Below are 20594 nucleotides of genomic sequence, written 5' to 3' on the forward strand. Positions count from 1 at the left end.
TCACAATAATTAATTTAGAAAGGAATAAAATTTCATTTATATGTTTAAGTCAATATTGCTAGAAGAGTTTAGTTCGTCTAGCAAACCCTTCATAACATTAGGTCGATTACATTTATATACAGCTTCATCTGTCGTTATTACTCCTTTGGATACAAGTTGAGACAAACACTGCTCTAGGGTTTGCATTCCATACTTTCCTCCTATTTGAAGTTGTGAGTATACTTGTGATGATTTTGACTCACGAATTAAATTAGCTATTGCATTATTATTAACTAGGATTTCAGCGGCTAGAGAGCGTCTATTATCTGTGGTTTTACAAAGTGTTTGTGATATTACGCCTATCAAGGAAGATGACAACTGAACCCTTACTTGCATTTGTTGAGAAGTAGGAAATACATCAATAATCCTATCTATTGTTTGAGAAGCTGAAGCAGTATGAAGTGTACCCATAACAAGATGACCAGTTTCAGCAGCTGTTATGGCTAAACTTATTGTTTCTAAATCTCTCATTTCACCTACCAGAATAATATCCGGGTCTTCACGTAATGCAGAACGAAGTGCTTTGGAAAAAGAATGAGTATCCTCTCCTACTTCCCTTTGCCTAACTAAGCAATTTTTGTTTTCATAGATAAATTCAATTGGATCTTCTATCGTCAGGATATGATGAGCATGGTTAGTATTAATCCAGTCAATAGAGCTGGCTAAAGTTGTAGTCTTTCCAGAACCTGTGGGCCCAGTAACAAGCATCAAGCCTCTAGGTCTATTCAAAAGTTGTTGAACACTATCGGGTAGACCTATTTTAGAAAAACTAGGTATATTTGTACTTAATGCTCTCATTACGCATGAAATTTTACCCCGGTCTAAAAAGATATTGATTCTGAACCTTGCTATCCCAGGGAGACCATAACTACAATCAAATTCCTTTTCTTTATCAAAAGTTTCTAGTTTTTGCTCACCAAGAATATTTTCGAGCTGCTCTCTTAATTCTGAACTTGATAATGGAGTGTTAGATGCAGGTAATATTTGGCCCTGGATTCGAAAGAATGGAATACTGTCTCCAGTCAGGTGAAGGTCAGAGCCATTTCTTTTGACTAATTCCGACATTAGGCCTGTAAGTTTCATTGTTCTTCAGTGGAAGGTTCGTCTAACAAGCAGACGCGCTCTACTTCTGCAATGGTAGTCATTTGATTTTTGACTAAATTCATTCCATAGATTAATAGACTTCTGCCTGCCTTTGTAAATGCATTGTCCCTAATTTCATCAGCGTTTGACTGTTTCATAATTAGATCGCGAATTAAATCATTAACTTTCATTACCTCATAAATGCCAACACGCCCTTTGTAACCACTGCCACCACAAATAGAACATCTTTTACTTGCTTTACCTGAAGCAACATTCTTTTTAAGAAAACGTGCTTGCTTAATACCCAGGTTTAAGGCCAAGTCATCCTTGCCATGCTGTAGATTTCTGACAGTACTACAAGATACACAAACTTTTCTCACTAATCTTTGTGCCACAACTCCAACAATAGAAGATCCAATTAGATACGGGGGGATTTCCATTTCTGCTAGCCTTGTTATAGCAGTAGCAGTGTCGTTAGCATGCATTGTTGTGAATACCATATGACCAGTTAAGGCTGCTTCCATTGCAGCTTGAGCAGTCTCTTTATCTCTTGTTTCACCTACTAATATAATGTCAGGATCTTGTCTCATAAGAGATCTTAAGGCTCTAGAAAAGTCTAGACCTTTTTCTCTAATTACTTGAACCTGATGAATGCCATCAAGAGTATATTCAACAGGGTCTTCTACAGTACTGATATTTACACCTGGCGTATTTAATTCACTTAACATAGAATAGAGTGTAGTAGACTTACCACTGCCTGTAGGGCCAACCACAATTACAATTCCATAGGGTGATTTTGCCATTTCCTGTATAAGGTTTAATTCTTCTTTTTCGGTAATTAAATTAGAAAGATTGAGCACTGAACTATCACTTTCTAATGCTCTTAGCACAACTTTCTCGCCCCATTTACCAGGAAGTGTACTAACTCTAAAATCTGATTTTCTACCCCTTAACAAACAACGTATTCGACCATCTTGTGGAAGACGTTTTTCAGATATGTCAAGCCTACTCATGATCTTTATTCTGCTAACTATAGGATTTATATGAGACTTAGGAAAAGAAAAAGCCTCTTTCAAAACCCCATCAATTCTATAGCGAATACGTAATCGATCTTCTAGTGGCTCAGCATGAATATCGGAACCCTTTAAAGAAAAGCATTTACTTAAGATTGACGCCACTCCTGCAATAACAGGGTCTTTTGACTCTGTTAGTTCTTCTCCGAAAAACCTATCATTTTCAATATCAGGATCCTCTCCTATATTTGCTGTCGCGAGTTTAATAAGTGCCTCATCATTTTCTTCGTCGATAAGATCTAGAGAAAAATCTTCATCTTCATCTTCATCTTCATCTTCTGATTGAAAGCTATTAGAGAGTGATTCTGAATTTTGATTATCAGGCTCTAATTGCATAACCTCGGTATTTTCTACAAATGGATTATTAAACTCCTCTGAATCTTTATTATAATAATTCTTATATTGACCTTCATTGACTTCTGGAAGAGAGTTGAATTCAGACTTTATTGTGTTGTTTTGATTAAAAACCTTTTGGCTTGATTCTGTGGCTCTAGATTGCTGATCTTCGAACCACTTTTCCCATTCATGTGATGTTATCTGCTTCAGATTAACTTTTAACTGGTATTCACTTTTGATTCTTTTAATGACCTGCTTAACTTTTATATAATCAGGATTCATCGCACCTAAATCTATCAGTTCATGATTAATGTTAATTGCAATGATACCTGCATCTTCGCATAACTTGGGAGTCAAAAAATCCTCAATATTTTCTTTCTGCTTAGTCTTATTATTCTCGCTAAGTTGAAATTTTGACATAGTTTGAATCGATTACTTCGATTTTCTAATAAATCAACCCTTATCAACATAGTGAGGCTGACCTCTCTAGTCAATCTAGCTATACTAACTAATAACACTTTATGCATGCAGCCTTTGGAGAGTCTTATGGAAAGCTGTCTATCCAGGAGACTCCCTAGGCAGCCTATTAGAAATGGATTCTTGATCTTACTGATTTCGTTAATAGCAGGTACGTCAACAGGAATTGCCAATACAAATGATTCCCATCAAAAAAGCAAAATAGTCAGCCAACACTCCCTCCCAATCAAAGAAACCTTTACAGTCTCAGCCCCTCCGCCCGAAGTCCTTTTACCAATGCCAATAGGTGAAGTTGAATTAGCTTCACAAAAAGTCAAAAGTTCAAGGAATCCCTTTGAGAAACCTTCAACCCTTGAATCAACCAATCTAGACATTTTAAACTCATCAATTCAATTTAATGGCATAGCACAATCAGGAAATTCATTGGTAGCAATGATAAAAACACCAAAAGGCCACCAAACCTATGCGGTTGGAGATCCATTAGGAAATGGTCTTACCATTACATCTATTTCGAGCACTGATATAACGGTCGACCTTTCCGATGGCTATAGAAATTACAGATTATCTTTAAAGTCTCTGAAAGAATAAAATGGACAGGAAGAAGTTCGCATCTAAATTTCTATCTATTATAGAAAAGCTTGAGTTGTTTTATAATAGTTTAAATAAAAACTTAAATACTAATAAATTGAGCATAAAATTTGAGTCATTAGTAAGAAAAAAGATCAGAATTTCCGAAGTGTTAAACCTAGAAAGACTTAGAGTAAAAGTAATATCTTTACGCAGGAAAAAATTTAAACTACCTACTTACCTTACAGCTGATAGCTTTTCAGAAGGACTAAGGTTGTTTGTTACAAGTAAATTTGCTGGTGCCTCTCAAACTGGTATCTCTAAAGTCAACGAAAAAGGAGAAACATCCAGAAGAAAAGACAATAAGCAAAATCCAGCATTAGGAGAACAAGAAAACTTCAAGGTTTCAGCTCTGAAATCAAAGAAATCCAGTTTCAAGAGCAAATTACCTCATTTATCTGGAATTAACATTAATAAATATTCAAGAAATATTCAGAAGTCAATAGAAAATATATTAAATAAGTTTTTGAATAACAATAATACTAAAATTTTAAGTAGTAATTTTTTCAATAGTTTATTATTTAAATCTAGTAATTTTAAAAAAATATTTAAGAGGTTTGCAATTAATAATTCTTTAATAAATCAAAAACAATTAGGTAAAACAGTTCGTATAGATAAGAATAGTCAAACCATTGGAGTCGCAGTTTATAGTGATCACCTACTAACCGTGGCAAATATTAGCATTAATGCGAACAATCAAATAGTAGTAAGAGGATTAGTTGAAGTGCCAATTCAAGGTAGCATAATTGGTGATAGTCTTGTAGAAGATATAAATGAGTTGGCTGATATAGTATTAGACTTAATTGGGTTGTTAAAAATAGACAAGTCACCTTTACTTGTCATTTTATCCTCCTCGTTTTTTAAGGTCCATACTTTTTATTCATCAGAGTTAAAGCAAATTTCTAATACTGATTACAAGGTTCAGTCAAAGAGTCCGTATCTTCCCAACGATACATTTGTTGAGTTTTCTAGAATGTCTAGGAAAACAGATAAAAATAAATTGGTAAGAACTATCTATGCAAGAAGGAAGTCAATAGAAAGTTGGACGAATATGTTGGAAATTATCAATTCGCCAATAATAGGCTTAACACCTGCAGCTCCTCATGTTTTTGATAAATTAACAAATAAATTATCAGATAGATTGACAATATTAATTGATATAGAAATTACATCAACAAGTGTTTTGATAGGAAGAAAGTCCGCTGATTTGACTTCTCACCTGTTACCTTATGGATGTAGTTTATATCTTTCACAAGATAATGAGAACCTAAGTGAAAATTATTTCGCAAGGGTTCTTTCTTCAATACAATTGATAATGTCGGAGCGCGATGAAGCATTACCCTCTTATATATTTGTTATTGGGCATGGACTAGATAACTTAATTAGGAAAGATAACTTACTTCCAAAAATGTTTAAACGTGCTTCCGAAATGAATATAGCCGATTATACTTATAACCCAAAACGAATGGACATCCATGAATTAAATTCTAAATCTATCCACTCAACAATAGATACATTATCTAGCGTACTTTCATCATGCCTGTAAATTATAACTTTGCTTTTAAAAATTCCAAACTAAGGAGATGGGAGAGACCAGCTCCAGATAATTTATTGCTTTCTAATGCAAGCCTTAAGAAGAAGATAATATATTTATATCAATTCTTTAGAAGCAATCCAGAATTGTTTTATCCACCAGGCCTTATACTTATAGCAACTGTAACTATACAAATCATCACTTTCTATCCAACAAATAATATTAGTAAGTTAGAAAGTCAACATCAAGAATATACTAAAGTTACACGACAACTTTCAGGCCTTGATATGCGCATAAATACAATGAAGAAGCATTTAAACAATATTAAAGTATTTTATTCGCAGTCAACACCTGTATATTTATTTGCTTTTTACTTGCAAAACTCAATTCCACAAGGAGTTCAATTGAATAATTATTTTGTTAGTGAAACTGGTTTTGATATCAGAGCAAGTGCTTTTGGAATAGAACAAATAAATGAGATGATAACACTACTTGTTGAGTCTCCAATTATTAGCAAGAATACTTTAGTTATAAAGAAAATAAATACCACTGATAGCGATATTAGTAATTCCACCGCTAATACTAATGTTTCTGTAGAGATACAAGGAAGAATACTTAAACTTGATCTCGAAAAACGAAAGCAACTATATAAGGAATCACTTGCTCATGGCTTATTAAGAAAGCTAATGAGATTTAACGACTTAAATCAACTTATTCGCTCATAGATATGTCCAAAACTAAAAATAAAAATTCATTTATATCTTACATAAAGAAGTTAAATGAAATAGATATTAATTCCCTACTCGCATCCTTAAAGAATATAAATATAGAAGACTTGAAAAAGATCGATATAAAGCAACTTGCAGGAAAATTAAAGAAATCTCCTTACTTTAAGCCATCAATTGGAATCATTAGCGCATCAGTACTTTTTACTACTCTTCTTTTGCCTAGTATCCAGACAATGATTTCTAGATTCAATACTTTTAGCCAGTATAAAATTGAAGCAAATAATCTACAAAACAAACAACTTAAACTTAAAAATCGCACTAGCAAATTGGAAAGAGTATCTTCAAAAATGAATGAAATAAATAATTCATTCCTTAATAAAGAAAACCTAATCTTTGTAAGTAAGCTAATTAATCAGACAGCAATAAAATCCAATGTTAAGATTATTTCTTTCTTGCCTATAGACGTTGCTAGGTCTTCAAAATTATGTAAAGAAGAAAACAAACTACAATCTTCACGTAAAAGATCTAGGAGAAGAGGAAGGAATAATAGAAACAAGGGAAATCTAAGCAATAAGAAAGGTCCATTTCAATCAAACTTATATGAGGTAAATCTAAGATCTGATTATTTAAATACAATAGAATTTATTAAACTTATACAGTATTATGATGTGACAGTAAATCCGCAATGTCTGGAAATCACGTCCAGACCCTTAGAGAACAAGGTCAATAGACCTGGCAGCTCAAAAAATGCAAAAGTTGATAATCCAACAATAATTACACCTTTATCTCAGTCTGGTCAACCATTAATGTCGTCCAGACAAGTTAATCAATTAAATGGTATTGGTTCAAATGGTATTGTTGAATCTAGATTGATATTAAAAATACCTTCTCATTCCAGGTGATAATTTTATTACTTATTCTTCTGCTTTAACTTCAAATTAAAGCAGAAGAAGAAACAAGATACAATTACCTTATTTCTTCTTAATAGATCTATACTGCTTACTGGCTAAAATAAGTTATCTTGCTAAGATGAGGCTAATAATACATATATTGTGTGTCCAAGAGCAAATCCCAAGCCATCACAATCTGCATATTAGGAATTAGCATTCTTGCAGGAACAATTTCCTACTCAAAAGAATTGTCAAGTGTGAATAAGGTAGATCCTTCTACCGAAGTAAATCCAGAAACTGTTTCAGATAAGATTGAGAGGGCTTCAAACAATAATCAGAAATTTTCCAGTAACCAAAATGATGATTCAGAACAATATCCAATTGTAAACCCTAATTTATTAGAAATTGAAGGGCCCGATGTTACCCTTGTCTTCAAAAAGACTCAAGCAAAGGAAATTTTCGAATATTTGGCACAAATTGCAAATTACGGATTTGTATGGGTAAGGGATAACCCAACAAATAAGAAAGATTTAGAAAGTCAACGCCTAATTACACTCACTCTTAATGATGTGAGCTATCAAAGGGCATTTAATGCCTTATTGCTTGCAAGCGGACTTCAAGCCAAATTATATAATAATGTACTTTATATAGGCCCTAATGTAAGGAATACAGTTTTTCCAAGCAGGAGTACTGGTGTTTACCAATTAAACCAAATAAGTGCTAGTTCAGCAGCTGATTATTTGGCAAATTTAGGAGCTAGTGTTACCAAAACATATACTATTAAGACGTCTGTAACACAAGGAGCAACACAATCCCAAGCAGTACAGGGAGGCTCGACTTCTTCTACCACCACTGACCAATCGGAGACATCTGTAAAAGTTTATGGTGCCACAATCGGCCCCTTGGTTGGATTAATTGCCACTACAGATGAACGACTGCAAACTGTCACCATGGTTGGAGAGAAGACTCTTATTGATTTGGCTTCAGTATTCTTGCAAAGGTTGGATAAGAGGCAAAAGCAAGTCGCACTGAGTGTAAGAGTGCTCGATGTCAACTTAACTGATAAGGACTCTTTTACTAATACCTGGGGAACTACTTTTTCAAGAGGATCACCATTCATCATTGGAAAAGGAGGCCTAATTAAATCTGCAATTGGGACTTATACTCCTGAATTTGCAGCCCCTGAAAAAAACCCAGGACAGGCTTATCCTAGAAGAAATAGTTTCTTTGGCTTGTTAGAAGCAAGCATAGAGAAAGGTTCGACAAAAGTTTTAGCTAGCCCAACATTACTTTTAAGTGAATCATCTGGTACCGCAGGAGATGGTAAGGAAATTGGTAGAGAATTCGGTAATGAAGGTTTTGTGGAGGTTGGAGACAAAGTAGCGGTCGATGCCACTTATGCTGATGGTGCTTGTAACTTTACTTATGGCCTTGTAGGAGTAAAACTTGGAGCAAAGGTGTTAGGTATTGATCAGAATCAGTTTATAACTTTTACAATGTCACCAGTAGTGAGTGGCATTTCCAGCAGTTTGACAATAACTGGATGTGGAGAGGTTTCCATATTAAATACGCGTCGAGTAGATACTGGAGCGGTCCGCATTAAAGATGGAGAAACTCTTGTATTAACAGGTGTAATACAAGACACTGATATAGAAAAACTTTATAAATACCCACTTTTAGGAGATATGCCTATACTTGGCCCGCTCTTTCGCTCAAAGAATAATGAATATAAAAAAAGAGAGTTAATTGTTTTAGCCACACCAAGAATTCTTAATGATAGTGGATCTAATGTGAATAGATATGATTTTGAGTTTAGTGATAAAGAATCTAATAAAATTATTGAAGAACTTGAGTAGTTGATTATAATAGAGCAATATCTATTTTTTACTCAATACAAAATAGCCAGGATTATTATTTTATATTTGTGCAGACAGACTCTGCTCCACTTGAGATTAAACCAAGCCACTTATTCTCATAATAATTTTTAGACGTTTCACAGAAATTATGAAAAAACGAGATGCTATCAATAATTAATGATCCCATAGCAGTTTTGCTTCTTGTCATCCTATTGTAATCATCAATAATCTCATAATAACTCCCTTCTCTTCCAATACATGATCCCTCTTGTGTATATGGTTTTGAAGCACTTAGAAGTATTATTTGTCCGACTGAGTTTGATTCAAGCGAATTACATATGTCATACCAAGGCTCGATTCTGGCAGCACCTATTGGTATGGTATCTAGAAACTGTAAAGCTTTATTTTTGTTCTCAATTGTGAGCTCTTGAGGACGAAGGTCTGGATAATCGAAAAGATATAGAGATGATTCACTAAATGCAATTATCTGAATAAAGATCTTTTTATCATCTACCATCAAATCTGATGTAGGTAATTTATTAATATGTTGTTTAAGACTATCTATTGAAGATAAAAACAAACTCTTTCCATTAATCCTAGGAGAAATATATGGTCGGTCATTATCTTGAACCCATTCGCCATTGACTATTGAGCCATTAGGATGAAGGGCATATTCTTGATGCATAAAATATGAACGATCAATCATGTATGTTATTTTATTAGACTTCAAACATACTCCCAGCCAACAACAACTTCCTCCAACACAAAATGGTATTTGACTATCCTTACTTTCAGGAGAGATAAGACTGACTTGGCTTTCATCTTGAATTGAACTAAAGCCACCTGTTGAAGCCAGTGATCTAACTTTAGTATTAACGTCAACGCTTTGTGGGTCTTCGGCTTCGATTTGGAGCTCTATTGATTTTTTAAATTTATCTATGCAAAATGATATTCCCCTAATGGTTTTAATGTCACCCCACCCTTTTGGACAAACTATCTTCTCATATTTTGCAGACGATGTTATTCCATCTAACAAGATTGTTTCTTGAAATTCCTCAAATGAGGGAGAAACATAATAGCCTTTTTCATTATATTGCGGTCCATACCTTACAAGAGAATAGGGCATCCTCTCATCATTATTACTTTCTCTAAGTGTATAAACTATCGGACATTCTACTTGATTTAAATTAAATTGAATACCTTCAGGAATATAATCCCTTTTTGCAAGTGCTTGATCGGGTAGTCTAATTCCAAATAAGAATTCTCCTTTATTAGGATATGTACAATTGCTATTTAGGCTCTTAACATCTGACTCATCATCGATAATTCTCTTTCCTACTTTTACTTCATCTAAAATAAAATCAAGAGTATCATTTAATGAGCCACTTAACCCCATTTGGGTTTCATCTATTTTATTACCTTTTAGCCCTATTTGGACAATAGAAAATCCAACACCTATCATTGTTACTGAAATTGCTCCAGCAATAATTAATTCGACAATGGTAAATCCATTTTTATAAGATTTATACATGAATTTAGGAAGAGCTACAATTGTTTGGGGTTAGTACATCGCTATCTAAAACTTGACTTACAGCCATATTTGACTTTATCCAATAGTTAGAGTTGAATTTACCTTTAACTATTTGCCCTGTTGGTGATTTAATAACAAGACAATTCAATATTTTGGGACTAGTTCTATGGTGTTTGGACCCTATTACAATGACAATTGACTTATCTGAACTTATCCTTCCATTAGGTGTAACTTGGAAAGCCTTGTTTACGACTTGAAAAATAGAATTATTTATTGGTGGTATAAGAGCTCCTATCTTAGATGAATTATTAGGATCACTTTGAGAAGTACAAGTAACTGAATAGCCATAATAATCTTTGTCATTAGGCACAGAGTTATAAGCAATTTGATTGATATTGATAAAACAACTAGACCCCCACCTTCTTGCATCAAGCCGGACTATTCTAAAATATTCCCTAAGTTGACGTGTATAAGAATTAACTTTTTCAACCCTAATCCAGTTCAATGAGCTTGGTACTATAAATCCTGAAAGTGTAGAAATCATACCAACTATTATAACTAGTTCAATAAGAGAAAATCCATTTTGACCTTGTCGAAATTTGTTTGCAGGATTTTTCATATTAAATTAATTGCTCACACCAACTATGTGCTTCAGGCCCTAATGAGATACTTAGCCAATGAATATTTTTATCTCCCCATTCCACCCTATAGCCAATAGTAGCAATACTTTTATTCAAAGATTGATATCTAAAAGGTGAGTTAACCTCTAACTCTCTAGTGATAAGAACACTTTCTCCAGTAAATATTTTACTTCGCTTAGCATCTGGTCTCCACGATTGAATCATGCTGTTCCTGGAATTATTGTTTACGTTCCAACTCTCTAAACTTATTATTTTTTCTGTGAAGTCTTCACATTCAGATCCTGATAAGGAATATTTACCTTGACTTTCAATAAAATCCATGCTCCATAAATCAGACTTTAGTCTTTCTATATCTCTGTCAATTTCTTTATTAATGGAGCGTATTAGATTTGAGTCATAAACTGTGCTTAACCTTAATGATGAAAAGTAGATTCCATAAGTAATTACCCCAACTAATAAGGACATACTAATAATTGCGTCAACTAAGCCAAAACCATAATTCTTTTCAGCTTTCTTAATCTTTATTTGCTTATTGAATTTATTTTTCATAATTTAAATTAATGAATTAACTATCAAATTCCCTTAGAGTATCCCAAAGGATAACAGATCTGCCTCTATAATATTGAACACCCCAATTAAATTCAGTACCGTGCCATATACTTATTTTATCTATAAAGTCTTTCGAAAATGACCATGTTTTTTGTCCACTTCCATCAAAACACAAATTCTTAACCCATGCAGCGCCAGAAAAATTTCTTGCTTGATTAATATTTGATTTTTCTACCTTTATTCCAAAGGCATTTAACCACTCTTTTGCATATGAGCTATCAAGATTATCTTGAAGGTCTACATGTGTTGCGTTGCTCTCATAATTCATTTTTGCAAAGGCTCTGGGATAGGAATATTCTGAACTTGATTGAGTTGCTGGGTTTATATTCTGAATATCAAAGGTTCGTAAATAATAAGATTGACTTAAGCTGTTATAAATTAGGAATACTCTATTAGCTGAAGGATTTAGAAAAGACCCTGCAGGTAATGCACTTACTTTATAGCCAACACCTACTATTTCTATATTATTAGCTTCATCTTCATTTTTAAAGGATAAGTCTTTTTGGCCTAAATAAGGTATTAAGTTGGAGTTAGGTGTTAATATTATATTAACCATTCTATTTTCCAATGAATTACTTAAGGTATCTTTAATCCATCCGTAGGAAGCTCTTGTGGTAACAATCATTCCAGCATTATTATTTCCTTTTTCGGAATTCGTAACCTGAACCCATTGGCTTTCTGGACGTACTGATATAAATGTCAATTTTGGACCATATACAAAAGCCGCAAAGGTATCTAAGGGATTTTCACCTGTGCTGTCTATTAGAAAACTACTTCCTGGTAATTTATTATTATCAATAGGATATTTATAATTAGCGAAGTCCTGGCTGGCCTTAAATTTAACTCCTCCAGTTATTTGATCAAGGTCATTGCATACGATTTTATTTCCATTGATGTTGGTTTTCTGTTTAAAAAGTATAGTTAAGTTTCCCCCTTTGCCAGATCCACAAGCATTTGCCCCATCTTTGTGGCAGAAGATGCCACCATTACTTATATCAATATCACCCATTATTTCCAAAATAACCTTTGAATCATCTGTTGTAGACACCTCAAACTTAGAGCCTGGACCCTTAGCGTAAAGAGAGTGAATTCTATAGACTTTCTCTGAACTATTTTTAGAATTGAGCTTGCAATTTGTATTTATTTTCTGTATTTCTGCAGGTGTACAAATTAAGATCCCGATGTCATCTACATTTGAAAGTCTAGGTTGTTTTGGCATCCCTATAGGTTGTACCCAAATCCCACCATCAACGTTTTCTGGAAGCGATGAACCAGTATATTTTGCATTCTCAAGAAACTTCCCACATTCATCACTATTTTCATATATATTTCTTCTCCATATTATTGAACCTTTTGGAGTTGAAGAAAGTAAATTACCATCATTTGCTGTTGTAATAGATAAATTACCAAGAAATAGTGAGTCAATCTCATCTGATTCATTTTCACCTATAGCCAAGAATCCGAAACCTGCTTCAGGGGTTTTACTGTTGACTTGTATATTTACTCTTACCTTATTGCTTGCTGTTTGTATATTGGTTTTATTCGAAGTCGCTATTCCTTCTATCAATATGGAGCTAACTCCATATTGTTCAGTACCTATATACTTTGTGGACCGAATATTAAAGGCTTGATTAAATTCTCTTGTAGAGTTTTTTAGATTTGCTCCGACAGAATCAGATACATTATCTAGTAGGGTCCCGTACGAATCCATTATTTCACCCCAATCTATTTCTTCCTTAGCTGCGCACATAGGAGCTTTTTGTCTACCAAGGCAGTTAGGTAATCCATCACACCATTCATCATCTGACCAATATTCTATTGAAGGATTTGTATCATTATATCTGTTGCATTCATTTGCTTTTTCAGAGCAGCTTTTAATATTAAGTAGCCATAAATAATGATAAAAACTATCTTCACTATTATCATTAAGTAAGCCTCTGACTGTAGTAATTCCTGAATAAGAAGACGATTTAGCAATAAGTTCTTGCCTTTTAATTCTTGATCCAGTAAGCCCTAAAATTGACGCTGCCATCAGTCCACTGACTCCGATTGCAATTCCAACACCAAGAATCAAGACCTGTGGTATAGCAAACCCATTTTTCTTTCTATTAAAACCATATGATTTATTTTTTGGTGTAAGACGCATTTCAAATTTGCGAATTAAATTAAAAATAAGCTCTTATTAATTAATGAATTCCATCATCTCATTATTTGAATATTCTTTTGAGGCTTAGCAAGGCCGGTATGGCTTACCATTTCCTTTGTCAGCAGCTTTAGCAGTGTATTCATAAATCTCTGAAACTGAATCGACTGGGTTAAAACAACCGATTACTGCGCTCCCATTGCTCGCATAAGCTTGACCATTTGGGTTAGCTCTTGCTTGAAAAATTGTGTCCCCAGCAACATCATTAATTTCGAATTCAACTAAGTAATTTCCAGATGATGTTACGAAGGAGGTTGCAGTATTAGGAAGTTGCGCAGGCATTGTACCCTTACAAACTTGACCGCCTAGAGTCAATTTACTTGCATGCGTACATTCCTGGAACTTTGCATACTCTGAAATTTGCTCTGCATTTGTTGGAAGTGCCCCATACTCTGTTTGATAGGCCGTGGCAGCTTTAACTAGTGCTGCAATAATCCCAGTAGCTTCCTTCTGCTTGGCTTTATCAGCCGCAGTCATGAATTGGGGTATTGCTATAGAAGAAAGAATACCAATCATCATTACCACAACTATTAACTCAACAAGGGTGAATCCACTCTCGTCGTTTAGCTGGCTCAATGACAGATTCCTAATCTTATTGAGTCTGATTTGAGGGCTCAATAAGAAAGGCTTATCAATTAAGGACCTACGATTAAAATGCTTTGTATTCATTTGGGTCATTAGCTTTCCAATAATCCTTAACTATTCTAACACTAGCAAAAATAGAGTAAGTAGACTATCTCTCAATTTTATTATTGGCTATTAATCCGTAAAATATAGTCATATCAATCAATTAGAGGGAATCGAGAAGGTCTACTCTGATCCGGCATGAGTCGGAGCCGTTGCGTAGAACATATTGCAAGTGCACTAAGAACCTTCATCGAAAAAAGTTCGTTAATGAATTAGTATTAATAGTATGAATGCACTCAACCCAGGCTAAAGCGTGTTTCTATGTAATCGTCAGAACCAATTAATAGCAAGACTGGCTTCAAAAATAGACCAGAGAGGATTCTCATCAAATGAAATGGTTGTGGTTGTAGCAAGCATTGGAATTCTTGCTACGATCACTATTCCATTGTTGACACCTATAATTGAAATTGCTGAGGTGTTAATTGCAGAAAAATATTTACTTGGTGCCGTAAAGGAATGCCAAATGGGATTAATTAATGGTGAAAAATATCCTATATATACTATGCCCCCTCAGTCGATAGGCCTTGGCTTTATTAGTACTAGAAAGTTTCAGTTTCTCAATAATGGAGCTGATGGTGAATGCTTGAGTCCTTCTAGTGGAAATATTCTTACTGCTGCTAGAGCAGGCACGAACCAGACCTTTTCAATTTATGATCTAAATATTAATGTAGTAACAGGTGAAAAAAATACTGTAGGTGAAGTTCCTTCTTGGATTGACTGGTGGGAAGGAGTTTATTCACCATTAATTCAAGAGAATGACCCTTTATTGCCTTGAAGAATTTTTCTGGATAATCAAATGTGAGGAGTTTTTTTTAGAGAAGTAATTTTAATTTTGCCCATACTTGAAGATCTCTTTTTAGATTTATTCTATGATCAATTATCTTAACCAATTCTTTTAACTTATAAGGGAACCAACTTTTTTATTCAATTATTCATTAAACATATAATTAATCAAATTATGAATTAGTTATTAGATCTAGTCTTTGGGCGCTTATCTAAAAAGATGGTTAATGTCTTTTCCCTAAAACTGACAGCAAGGGAGTCTTGAGAATGCTATCCCTCAATTTTTTCTTGGTAATCGAAATTGCAGGTCTTCGGTTGCGAATTGCCAGTAATGGCGGGTGGAAAGAATCATTTTGTCGATGCTGCGAAGGTCAGCATCGAGCCAGGTCGCTCCGAGGTGAGATAGTTTCATTTCATGTTGGGCTATTCGCTCATTTCCACGAAATGCTTCTAGTTCAAGAGTTTCTCCAGTGGCTTTGCTCCATGCAACTGTGAAGAACCCTCCGACAAAGTCAAATAACTGACCTTCTGGAGCTGTGATTGTTACAGGGTGACCAGAACTGTTGTATGCCACTGCATGACCGCTATTTAGCACATTGATGTAACCGGGTCCACGAGAGTTTTGATGATTCATTGCTAAAAGGTAATCCCAGTTGAGGCCTAAGTGGCCATTAGGAATCTTTTCTAATTTTGAATGCTTTAACCAATCAAAATTTTCAAGTATTGGGTGAGGTTGTAAAGGTAATTGTTTTTGGCCAGCAATAACAGCAATCATTTCTACAGGTGCAGTGCTTACTTTGATATGCCTTATTAGTTGCCAATTCAAAGATGGACTGTCAAAGACCAGTGACCATCTCCCTGGTTCGACTGGAAGAACAAAACTGCCGTCTTTATCCAAATCTAAACTCGTGGTCTTGCCATTAGGTCCAGTAGCGGTTACTGAAGCATCCCTTGGTATAACGGTTTTGTTTGGCCCAAGTATTTGACCTTTGATTGAAAGATCAGGGGCCAGTCCGACCCAGTTGGGCGCCTTATCGGCAATCAGTCCGCCTGGGGACCCGACCTTATCGAGAAAAAGTATTTTTTGAACTGACTTTCCTGCTGTTACTTGCCAACCGGGAGGTTTGAGCACTCTGAATGTATACACCTCACTCTCTTGGCTGATGTCCTGATATTTAGTACTACCTAAGGCCATCTTGTAATTCGTATATCCATTTTTGTTGGAGTTGGCACTTACAATTTGCCCATTAGGCTTGGTCAATTCTGTGACTACACCAGCCATCGGCAAATCTCCTAAGTCATAGCTCCCATTACGATTTCTATCGTGGAAGACATAGACAGAAATATTGAGACGTCCAGGCTTTAATTGGTTGAAGTTATTTGATTTGTATGGCTCCGCTTGCGCTGTAAATGGTTGGATTCCTGTGAATGTAAGAATAAATGTACTAATTAACTTGCTGATGAAAGAATATCTTGTGGCATTAAAAAGCTTCAACTTATATAGGCTATAGAAATTGCTTTTTTGCATCGTCACTTTATTCAATATGTTTAACCTTATACCTTTTCTTGCTCTTCATTTTCTTGTTTTCAAAACTTTATTTTATATATGATTCATAGAAGCTTGTGATTAGCTCTTCTCATTTATTCATAAGGGTGATTTTGACTTGACAGACTTTACTTCAGGCAATGTTTATCGGCTTTGATTTGTGTTTTAAAAACTGGCAACTCAGCTAACTGAAGCAAATGATTAAAACAACTATTGGCAGATGAATTGTGAGAAAAGGTTTGATTAAATGATTGATGTAACTTGAATTGTTGATCAATCCCTCCACAAAATGCTTCACTGTAAAATCTATCAAGATAACTGCTCATAGATATGCCTGACTTTATATCGTCATTATGTAGTCAATAAATGATGGTCCAAAGATCATTATCTAATTAGCAGGAGTCAATTTAAAAAACTCACGTGAATTGGACCTAGGTAAAGACAACGAAAAGTTCCTCATCTAATCCAGGGAGGGATAGGTGATGGCTCTAGGTCTGAACCAGTTATTGGGCCCAGCCTTTCAGGTTCTGAACGAACTGGATCTTTTGCAGTCTCTGAAAGTTCTTGACCCGATTCAAGTACTGAAAGTTCTTGATCTGATTCAAGTACTGAAGGTGCTGGAAATGGAGTTTGTTCAAGTTGTGGTGAAGTGGGTGTCGTTTTCTGGTCAACATCCTTGCCCACTCCGGTCTGGGCGCTGAGAGATTTCGGCTTGTAGTCATCCCCGTTGCCGTTGCCGTTGCCGTTGCCATTTCCGTTGCCGTTGCCGTTGCCGTTGCCATTTCCGTTGCCGTTGCCGTTGCCGTTTCCATTGCCATTGCCATTGCCATTGCCATTGCCATTGCCATTGCCATTGCCATTGCCATTGCCGTTGCCGTTGCCGTTGCCATTTCCATTGCCATTTCCGTTGCCGTTGCCATTTCCGTTGCCATTTCCGTTGCCATTGCCATTGCCATTGCCATTGCCATTTCCGTTGCCATTGCCATTTCCGTTGCCATTGCCATTTCCGTTGCCATTGCCATTGCCATTTCCGTTGCCATTGCCATTGCCATTTCCGTTGCCATTGCCATTGCCGTTGCCATTTCCGTTGCCATTGCCATTGCCATTGCCATTGCCGTTGCCATTTCCGTTGCCATTTCCGTTGCCATTGCCATTGCCATTTCCGTTGCCATTGCCGGATTCTGAATCAGCTTCACAAGTTATATAGGGTTTAGCTCCTTTTTCATCGACTTTGGAAGAATATTCTTTGACAATAGCAATACCATCAATAGGGTTATAGCAACCAAGGACTGCACTTCCATCACTTGCATATTCCCCTCCATTTGGATTGGCTTTTACTTGATAAATGGACTTGTTGTCATCAGTACTAATCTTTCTCATTTCAACTTTGTAATTTCCTGATGCTGAATAAAAAAGGGCATCATTTTTATTAACTGAAACAGGAGTTGAGCCTTTACAAACTGAACTGCCTTCTGTTTCAACATAGTTAGCGTTACATTTCTGGATTTTTACAAATTTTGAAAGCTGCCCCATATCTTCTGGAAGTCCTGCGTACAAGGCATAATTAGATTGAGCAGCTTTTATCATTGAATCAACGATCCCAGATGCTTCCTTTTGCTTGAATTTATTAAGAACAGGCTTAAATTGGGGGACAGCTATCGAAGAAATGGCACCAAAAATCATTATTACAACAATAAATTCCAAATAAGTAAATCCTTCTTCTTCTGTTTTTTCTGAAAAGAAGGAGTTACTTATTTGTTTTAGAGATTGTTTTCTCACAGAGTCCTACTTCTTAGAGAGCTTTAGATTGATTATTGTTCATTATTATTATATTTTGCTTCAAATATAAAAGGAGCAGTTGAGATAGACTCGACTTTTATTCCGTCTCCATAGACTTCTAGGCTGTTCTTAAGAGTAAGATCAAAATAACCATCAGAACTTTCTTTCAACGTTATTGGTGTTGACAATTCGAGCATATAAAACATATAAGTTACCTTGTCTCCATAGCTCTCAATAAAGTCAGTGTCTAAACCAATTGCAGTTATTTCATATCCATTGTAATTCATTTCACATCTTGAGAAGGTCCCACCATTGTTATCACAATAACCATTGTCTTTATTGTCCTTTCCCCGCCAATTTCTTAGCTTGGCTGCAAATTTAACTGGATCTCCTTTTTTTGTTGTTAAGTTCTTTTCATCAGAGCCTAGTGTTCTCCAGGTGGTTTCTCCGCTACGATATTTCCCTGAACTTATAAAACTATTTTTTAAAATCATAGTTAAATACTTATATTTCCCTGGCTTAACAACCTCCCTACCAGTTGTTGGAAGTTTATATTTAGAATCTTTTCCTAATTGATTTCTAAAAAGATTGCCATTGCCATTAAAAATAGTTATACATTCAGCTTCAGAATAATTTGCTGAACTACGAAAATCAGGGAAAGGACTTTTTTGACAAAGATCTACCCTATAAGTATCAATAACGTAGGAGCTAGGCTCTATTAAACAAGCAGTCTTATTTGGAATTTGTCCTGCACATTTTATAATTGTTGAAGCGGAATAAGTAGGTTGATTCTCAAAGCCTACTACCCCCCCCAAAATTGTGAGCAATGAAATGAATAAAGAGCTTTTTTTTATCATGAAGACTTCGGAATTAATAGATTAAAACAAAAGCTGAACTTTTTGGTGGGTTTCATGAGGCCTGCTATTGGAATTATTTAACATAGTATTAGTCGACTTTTGGAAAGTACACAATTTTTTGCAAAGAAAAGATTAATCTGAAACTATTCTTTAGCGTTCCACTCTGCCTTTGCAGTTTTATATTTCAAGCAGTATCTTTCTTCTGAGATACGATTGAAGGCAATTATTTAACCAAGGGTATACAAAATAGTTTTTCAACTTACAGAACAAAGCGACAAGATATTTATTTGCACCTTAATGAGCAGTGAAACTCTAATTCCTGACTTGGTTGATATCGTCCCGCTTCTGCGCCTACAATCCAAACAACGGGGCGTGGCGCAGTTTGGTAGCGCGGGTGCTTTGGGAGCACTAGGTCGCAGGTTCGAATCCTGTCGCCCCGACTGGCTTTTGGCGGAATCCCAATTTTCTTTCGCGGACAAAAAGCGGACAAAAGGGATCGTTTTTGCTGGGTTTTAATAAACCTGAGCAGAAAGCGGCATGATGTGGAGATGGAAAATGACTTCGCCGCCACTATTCAGAAATACATCCTTTATGTGTTTTTAGGAGTAGGTTTGTTCGCCGCTCTTGGGTTGGTTGTTTTCTTGATAAAACTGATCTTCTAATGGACTTAATCGCTTTAGACAAAAAAGCCGCACTGGCAATCCAGAACCGTTTTGGATTGAGCAACTACCAGATGCTTTGTCTGAGCTGGGTCATGGGTCTGGTAATGGGATTTGCTCTCGCCTTAATTCTGCACTGGCTTTTTTCTCCGCATTAATTAATTGGTTCCCTGGGGATGGATGGTTATTCAGTTTTTTAATGAGTGTTTTCTAAGAAAGAAAGTGTTGCTATCAAACTGAGAGCAGCCTTTTTTGATAATGCAGCACTATTTAATCGTTTGGGAGTTCCCGACAGTTGAAGGTGCGTGGTCTTCATGCCCAGGCTTCGCCGATTACATCAACTCTGGAGCGCCTGGAGACAAATTCGATGGCTTTGAGTTGAAGTATCGAGTTTGTGAACCTATTAGTGGCAGCGGTGTAGCAATAGCCGTGGCTACAGATATTGGCAAGGTTTGGGCTCATCTTGGACCTTGGATCAAAGAGTACGGCATCCAGTTTGAAGTTACAGCTGTGGTATCAGATGCCGAATTTGCTGCCATGTGGCCCGGGGTTTCTGCTGCGGCATCTGTGTAATGATCTGATCAATCAATAATGCTCCGTTAACTATTTAGTTTTCAAGGGGCAAATCGTTGTCGGAAAATGGTCCACTGGCCGCC

Annotated in this window: 18 protein-coding genes and 1 tRNA gene; 9 read left to right on the forward strand and 10 right to left on the reverse strand. The window is 35.7% G+C overall.

Annotated elements, in window-relative coordinates; all coding sequences use genetic code 11:
- Positions 1-36: 36 nt before the first annotated feature.
- Both SOI82_RS00205 and SOI82_RS00210 read right to left on the reverse strand, forming a co-directional pair.
- Positions 37-1122, reverse strand: a complete 1086-nt coding sequence (locus SOI82_RS00205; protein ID WP_320667393.1) for a type IV pilus twitching motility protein PilT — start codon at positions 1120-1122, stop codon at positions 37-39.
- The gene (locus SOI82_RS00210; RefSeq protein WP_320667394.1) at positions 1119-2951 is read right to left on the reverse strand and encodes a GspE/PulE family protein; all 1833 of its coding nucleotides are present in this window, start codon (positions 2949-2951) and stop codon (positions 1119-1121) included. The genes SOI82_RS00205 and SOI82_RS00210 overlap by 4 nt, the downstream gene beginning before the upstream one ends.
- Before the next feature lie 180 nt (positions 2952-3131).
- Here SOI82_RS00210 and SOI82_RS00215 point away from each other — a divergent pair, with 180 nt between their 5' ends.
- The 5 genes from SOI82_RS00215 to SOI82_RS00235 all read left to right on the forward strand — a co-directional run bounded on the left by SOI82_RS00215 (position 3132) and on the right by SOI82_RS00235 (position 8643).
- A complete protein-coding gene (locus tag SOI82_RS00215) occupies positions 3132-3596 on the forward strand; it encodes a hypothetical protein (RefSeq protein ID WP_320667395.1) in 465 nt (154 codons plus the stop codon).
- A gap of 1 nt (position 3597) precedes the next feature.
- Positions 3598-5181 carry a hypothetical protein gene (locus SOI82_RS00220; protein WP_320667396.1) on the forward strand — a complete coding sequence of 528 codons (1584 nt, stop codon included), beginning with the start codon at positions 3598-3600 and terminating at the stop codon, positions 5179-5181.
- Positions 5172-5894 carry a hypothetical protein gene (locus SOI82_RS00225; protein WP_320667397.1) on the forward strand — a complete coding sequence of 241 codons (723 nt, stop codon included), beginning with the start codon at positions 5172-5174 and terminating at the stop codon, positions 5892-5894. Before SOI82_RS00220 ends, SOI82_RS00225 begins: the two co-directional genes overlap by 10 nt.
- A gap of 2 nt (positions 5895-5896) precedes the next feature.
- On the forward strand, positions 5897-6799 hold the full coding sequence (locus SOI82_RS00230; protein ID WP_320667398.1) for a hypothetical protein: 903 nt from the start codon (positions 5897-5899) through the stop codon (positions 6797-6799).
- Between the two features lie 245 nt (positions 6800-7044).
- Positions 7045-8643 carry a type II secretory pathway protein gene (locus SOI82_RS00235; protein ID WP_320667399.1) on the forward strand — a complete coding sequence of 533 codons (1599 nt, stop codon included), beginning with the start codon at positions 7045-7047 and terminating at the stop codon, positions 8641-8643.
- A 55-nt stretch (positions 8644-8698) separates the two neighbouring features.
- Here the strand turns inward: SOI82_RS00235 and SOI82_RS00240 are convergent, their stop codons facing one another.
- The 5 genes from SOI82_RS00240 to SOI82_RS00260 all read right to left on the reverse strand — a co-directional run bounded on the left by SOI82_RS00240 (position 8699) and on the right by SOI82_RS00260 (position 14203).
- Positions 8699-10174: a hypothetical protein gene (locus SOI82_RS00240; RefSeq protein ID WP_320667400.1), complete on the reverse strand. Its 1476-nt coding sequence runs from the start codon at positions 10172-10174 to the stop codon at positions 8699-8701.
- Between the two features lie 4 nt (positions 10175-10178).
- Complete coding sequence (locus SOI82_RS00245; protein WP_320667401.1) at positions 10179-10793, reverse strand: type II secretion system protein; 615 nt, start codon at positions 10791-10793, stop codon at positions 10179-10181.
- Position 10794: 1 nt separating this feature from the next.
- Positions 10795-11364 (reverse strand): hypothetical protein, encoded by a 570-nt coding sequence (locus SOI82_RS00250; protein ID WP_320667402.1) that lies wholly within the window; start codon positions 11362-11364, stop codon positions 10795-10797.
- A gap of 16 nt (positions 11365-11380) precedes the next feature.
- Positions 11381-13570, reverse strand: coding sequence for a hypothetical protein (locus SOI82_RS00255; RefSeq protein WP_320667403.1), 2190 nt, complete (start codon positions 13568-13570; stop codon positions 11381-11383).
- An 84-nt stretch (positions 13571-13654) separates the two neighbouring features.
- Entirely contained in the window at positions 13655-14203 is a 549-nt protein-coding gene (locus SOI82_RS00260; RefSeq protein ID WP_320667404.1) for a type II secretion system protein, read from the reverse strand.
- Positions 14204-14567: 364 nt separating this feature from the next.
- Here SOI82_RS00260 and SOI82_RS00265 point away from each other — a divergent pair, with 364 nt between their 5' ends.
- Positions 14568-15089 carry a type II secretion system protein gene (locus tag SOI82_RS00265; RefSeq protein WP_320667405.1) on the forward strand — a complete coding sequence of 174 codons (522 nt, stop codon included), beginning with the start codon at positions 14568-14570 and terminating at the stop codon, positions 15087-15089.
- A 285-nt stretch (positions 15090-15374) separates the two neighbouring features.
- Here SOI82_RS00265 and SOI82_RS00270 read toward each other — a convergent pair whose 3' ends face one another.
- From SOI82_RS00270 to SOI82_RS00280, 3 genes are all read right to left on the reverse strand, one after another.
- Positions 15375-16625 (reverse strand): hypothetical protein, encoded by a 1251-nt coding sequence (locus SOI82_RS00270; RefSeq protein WP_320667406.1) that lies wholly within the window; start codon positions 16623-16625, stop codon positions 15375-15377.
- A 474-nt stretch (positions 16626-17099) separates the two neighbouring features.
- A complete protein-coding gene (locus SOI82_RS00275; RefSeq protein WP_320667407.1) occupies positions 17100-18422 on the reverse strand; it encodes a type II secretion system protein in 1323 nt (440 codons plus the stop codon).
- 32 nt (positions 18423-18454) lie between these two features.
- A complete protein-coding gene (locus tag SOI82_RS00280; protein ID WP_320667408.1) occupies positions 18455-19249 on the reverse strand; it encodes a hypothetical protein in 795 nt (264 codons plus the stop codon).
- Positions 19250-19645: 396 nt separating this feature from the next.
- On the opposite strand from SOI82_RS00280, the gene SOI82_RS00285 reads away from it, so the two are divergent.
- From SOI82_RS00285 to SOI82_RS00295, 3 genes are all read left to right on the forward strand, one after another.
- Positions 19646-19719 (forward strand) — tRNA-Pro (locus tag SOI82_RS00285).
- A 221-nt stretch (positions 19720-19940) separates the two neighbouring features.
- Positions 19941-20096, forward strand: a complete 156-nt coding sequence (locus tag SOI82_RS00290; protein ID WP_320667409.1) for a hypothetical protein — start codon at positions 19941-19943, stop codon at positions 20094-20096.
- A 100-nt stretch (positions 20097-20196) separates the two neighbouring features.
- Positions 20197-20511 carry a DUF3303 domain-containing protein gene (locus SOI82_RS00295; protein ID WP_320667410.1) on the forward strand — a complete coding sequence of 105 codons (315 nt, stop codon included), beginning with the start codon at positions 20197-20199 and terminating at the stop codon, positions 20509-20511.
- Positions 20512-20594 lie beyond the last annotated feature (83 nt).

The organism is Prochlorococcus sp. MIT 1307 (genome assembly GCF_034092395.1).
Lineage (GTDB): Bacteria > Cyanobacteriota > Cyanobacteriia > PCC-6307 > Cyanobiaceae > AG-363-K07.

Coding starts and splice junctions, on each gene's coding strand:
- SOI82_RS00220 (WP_320667396.1), top strand. CDS start 3,598: ATGGACAGGAAGAAGTTCGCATCTAAATTTCTATCTATTATAGAAAAG.
- SOI82_RS00270 (WP_320667406.1), bottom strand. CDS start 16,625: ATGCAAAAAAGCAATTTCTATAGCCTATATAAGTTGAAGCTTTTTAAT.
- SOI82_RS00240 (WP_320667400.1), bottom strand. CDS start 10,174: ATGTATAAATCTTATAAAAATGGATTTACCATTGTCGAATTAATTATT.
- SOI82_RS00250 (WP_320667402.1), bottom strand. CDS start 11,364: ATGAAAAATAAATTCAATAAGCAAATAAAGATTAAGAAAGCTGAAAAG.
- SOI82_RS00295 (WP_320667410.1), top strand. CDS start 20,197: ATGCAGCACTATTTAATCGTTTGGGAGTTCCCGACAGTTGAAGGTGCG.
- SOI82_RS00255 (WP_320667403.1), bottom strand. CDS start 13,570: ATGCGTCTTACACCAAAAAATAAATCATATGGTTTTAATAGAAAGAAA.
- SOI82_RS00230 (WP_320667398.1), top strand. CDS start 5,897: ATGTCCAAAACTAAAAATAAAAATTCATTTATATCTTACATAAAGAAG.
- SOI82_RS00225 (WP_320667397.1), top strand. CDS start 5,172: ATGCCTGTAAATTATAACTTTGCTTTTAAAAATTCCAAACTAAGGAGA.
- SOI82_RS00210 (WP_320667394.1), bottom strand. CDS start 2,951: ATGTCAAAATTTCAACTTAGCGAGAATAATAAGACTAAGCAGAAAGAA.
- SOI82_RS00245 (WP_320667401.1), bottom strand. CDS start 10,793: ATGAAAAATCCTGCAAACAAATTTCGACAAGGTCAAAATGGATTTTCT.
- SOI82_RS00290 (WP_320667409.1), top strand. CDS start 19,941: ATGGACTTAATCGCTTTAGACAAAAAAGCCGCACTGGCAATCCAGAAC.
- SOI82_RS00205 (WP_320667393.1), bottom strand. CDS start 1,122: ATGAAACTTACAGGCCTAATGTCGGAATTAGTCAAAAGAAATGGCTCT.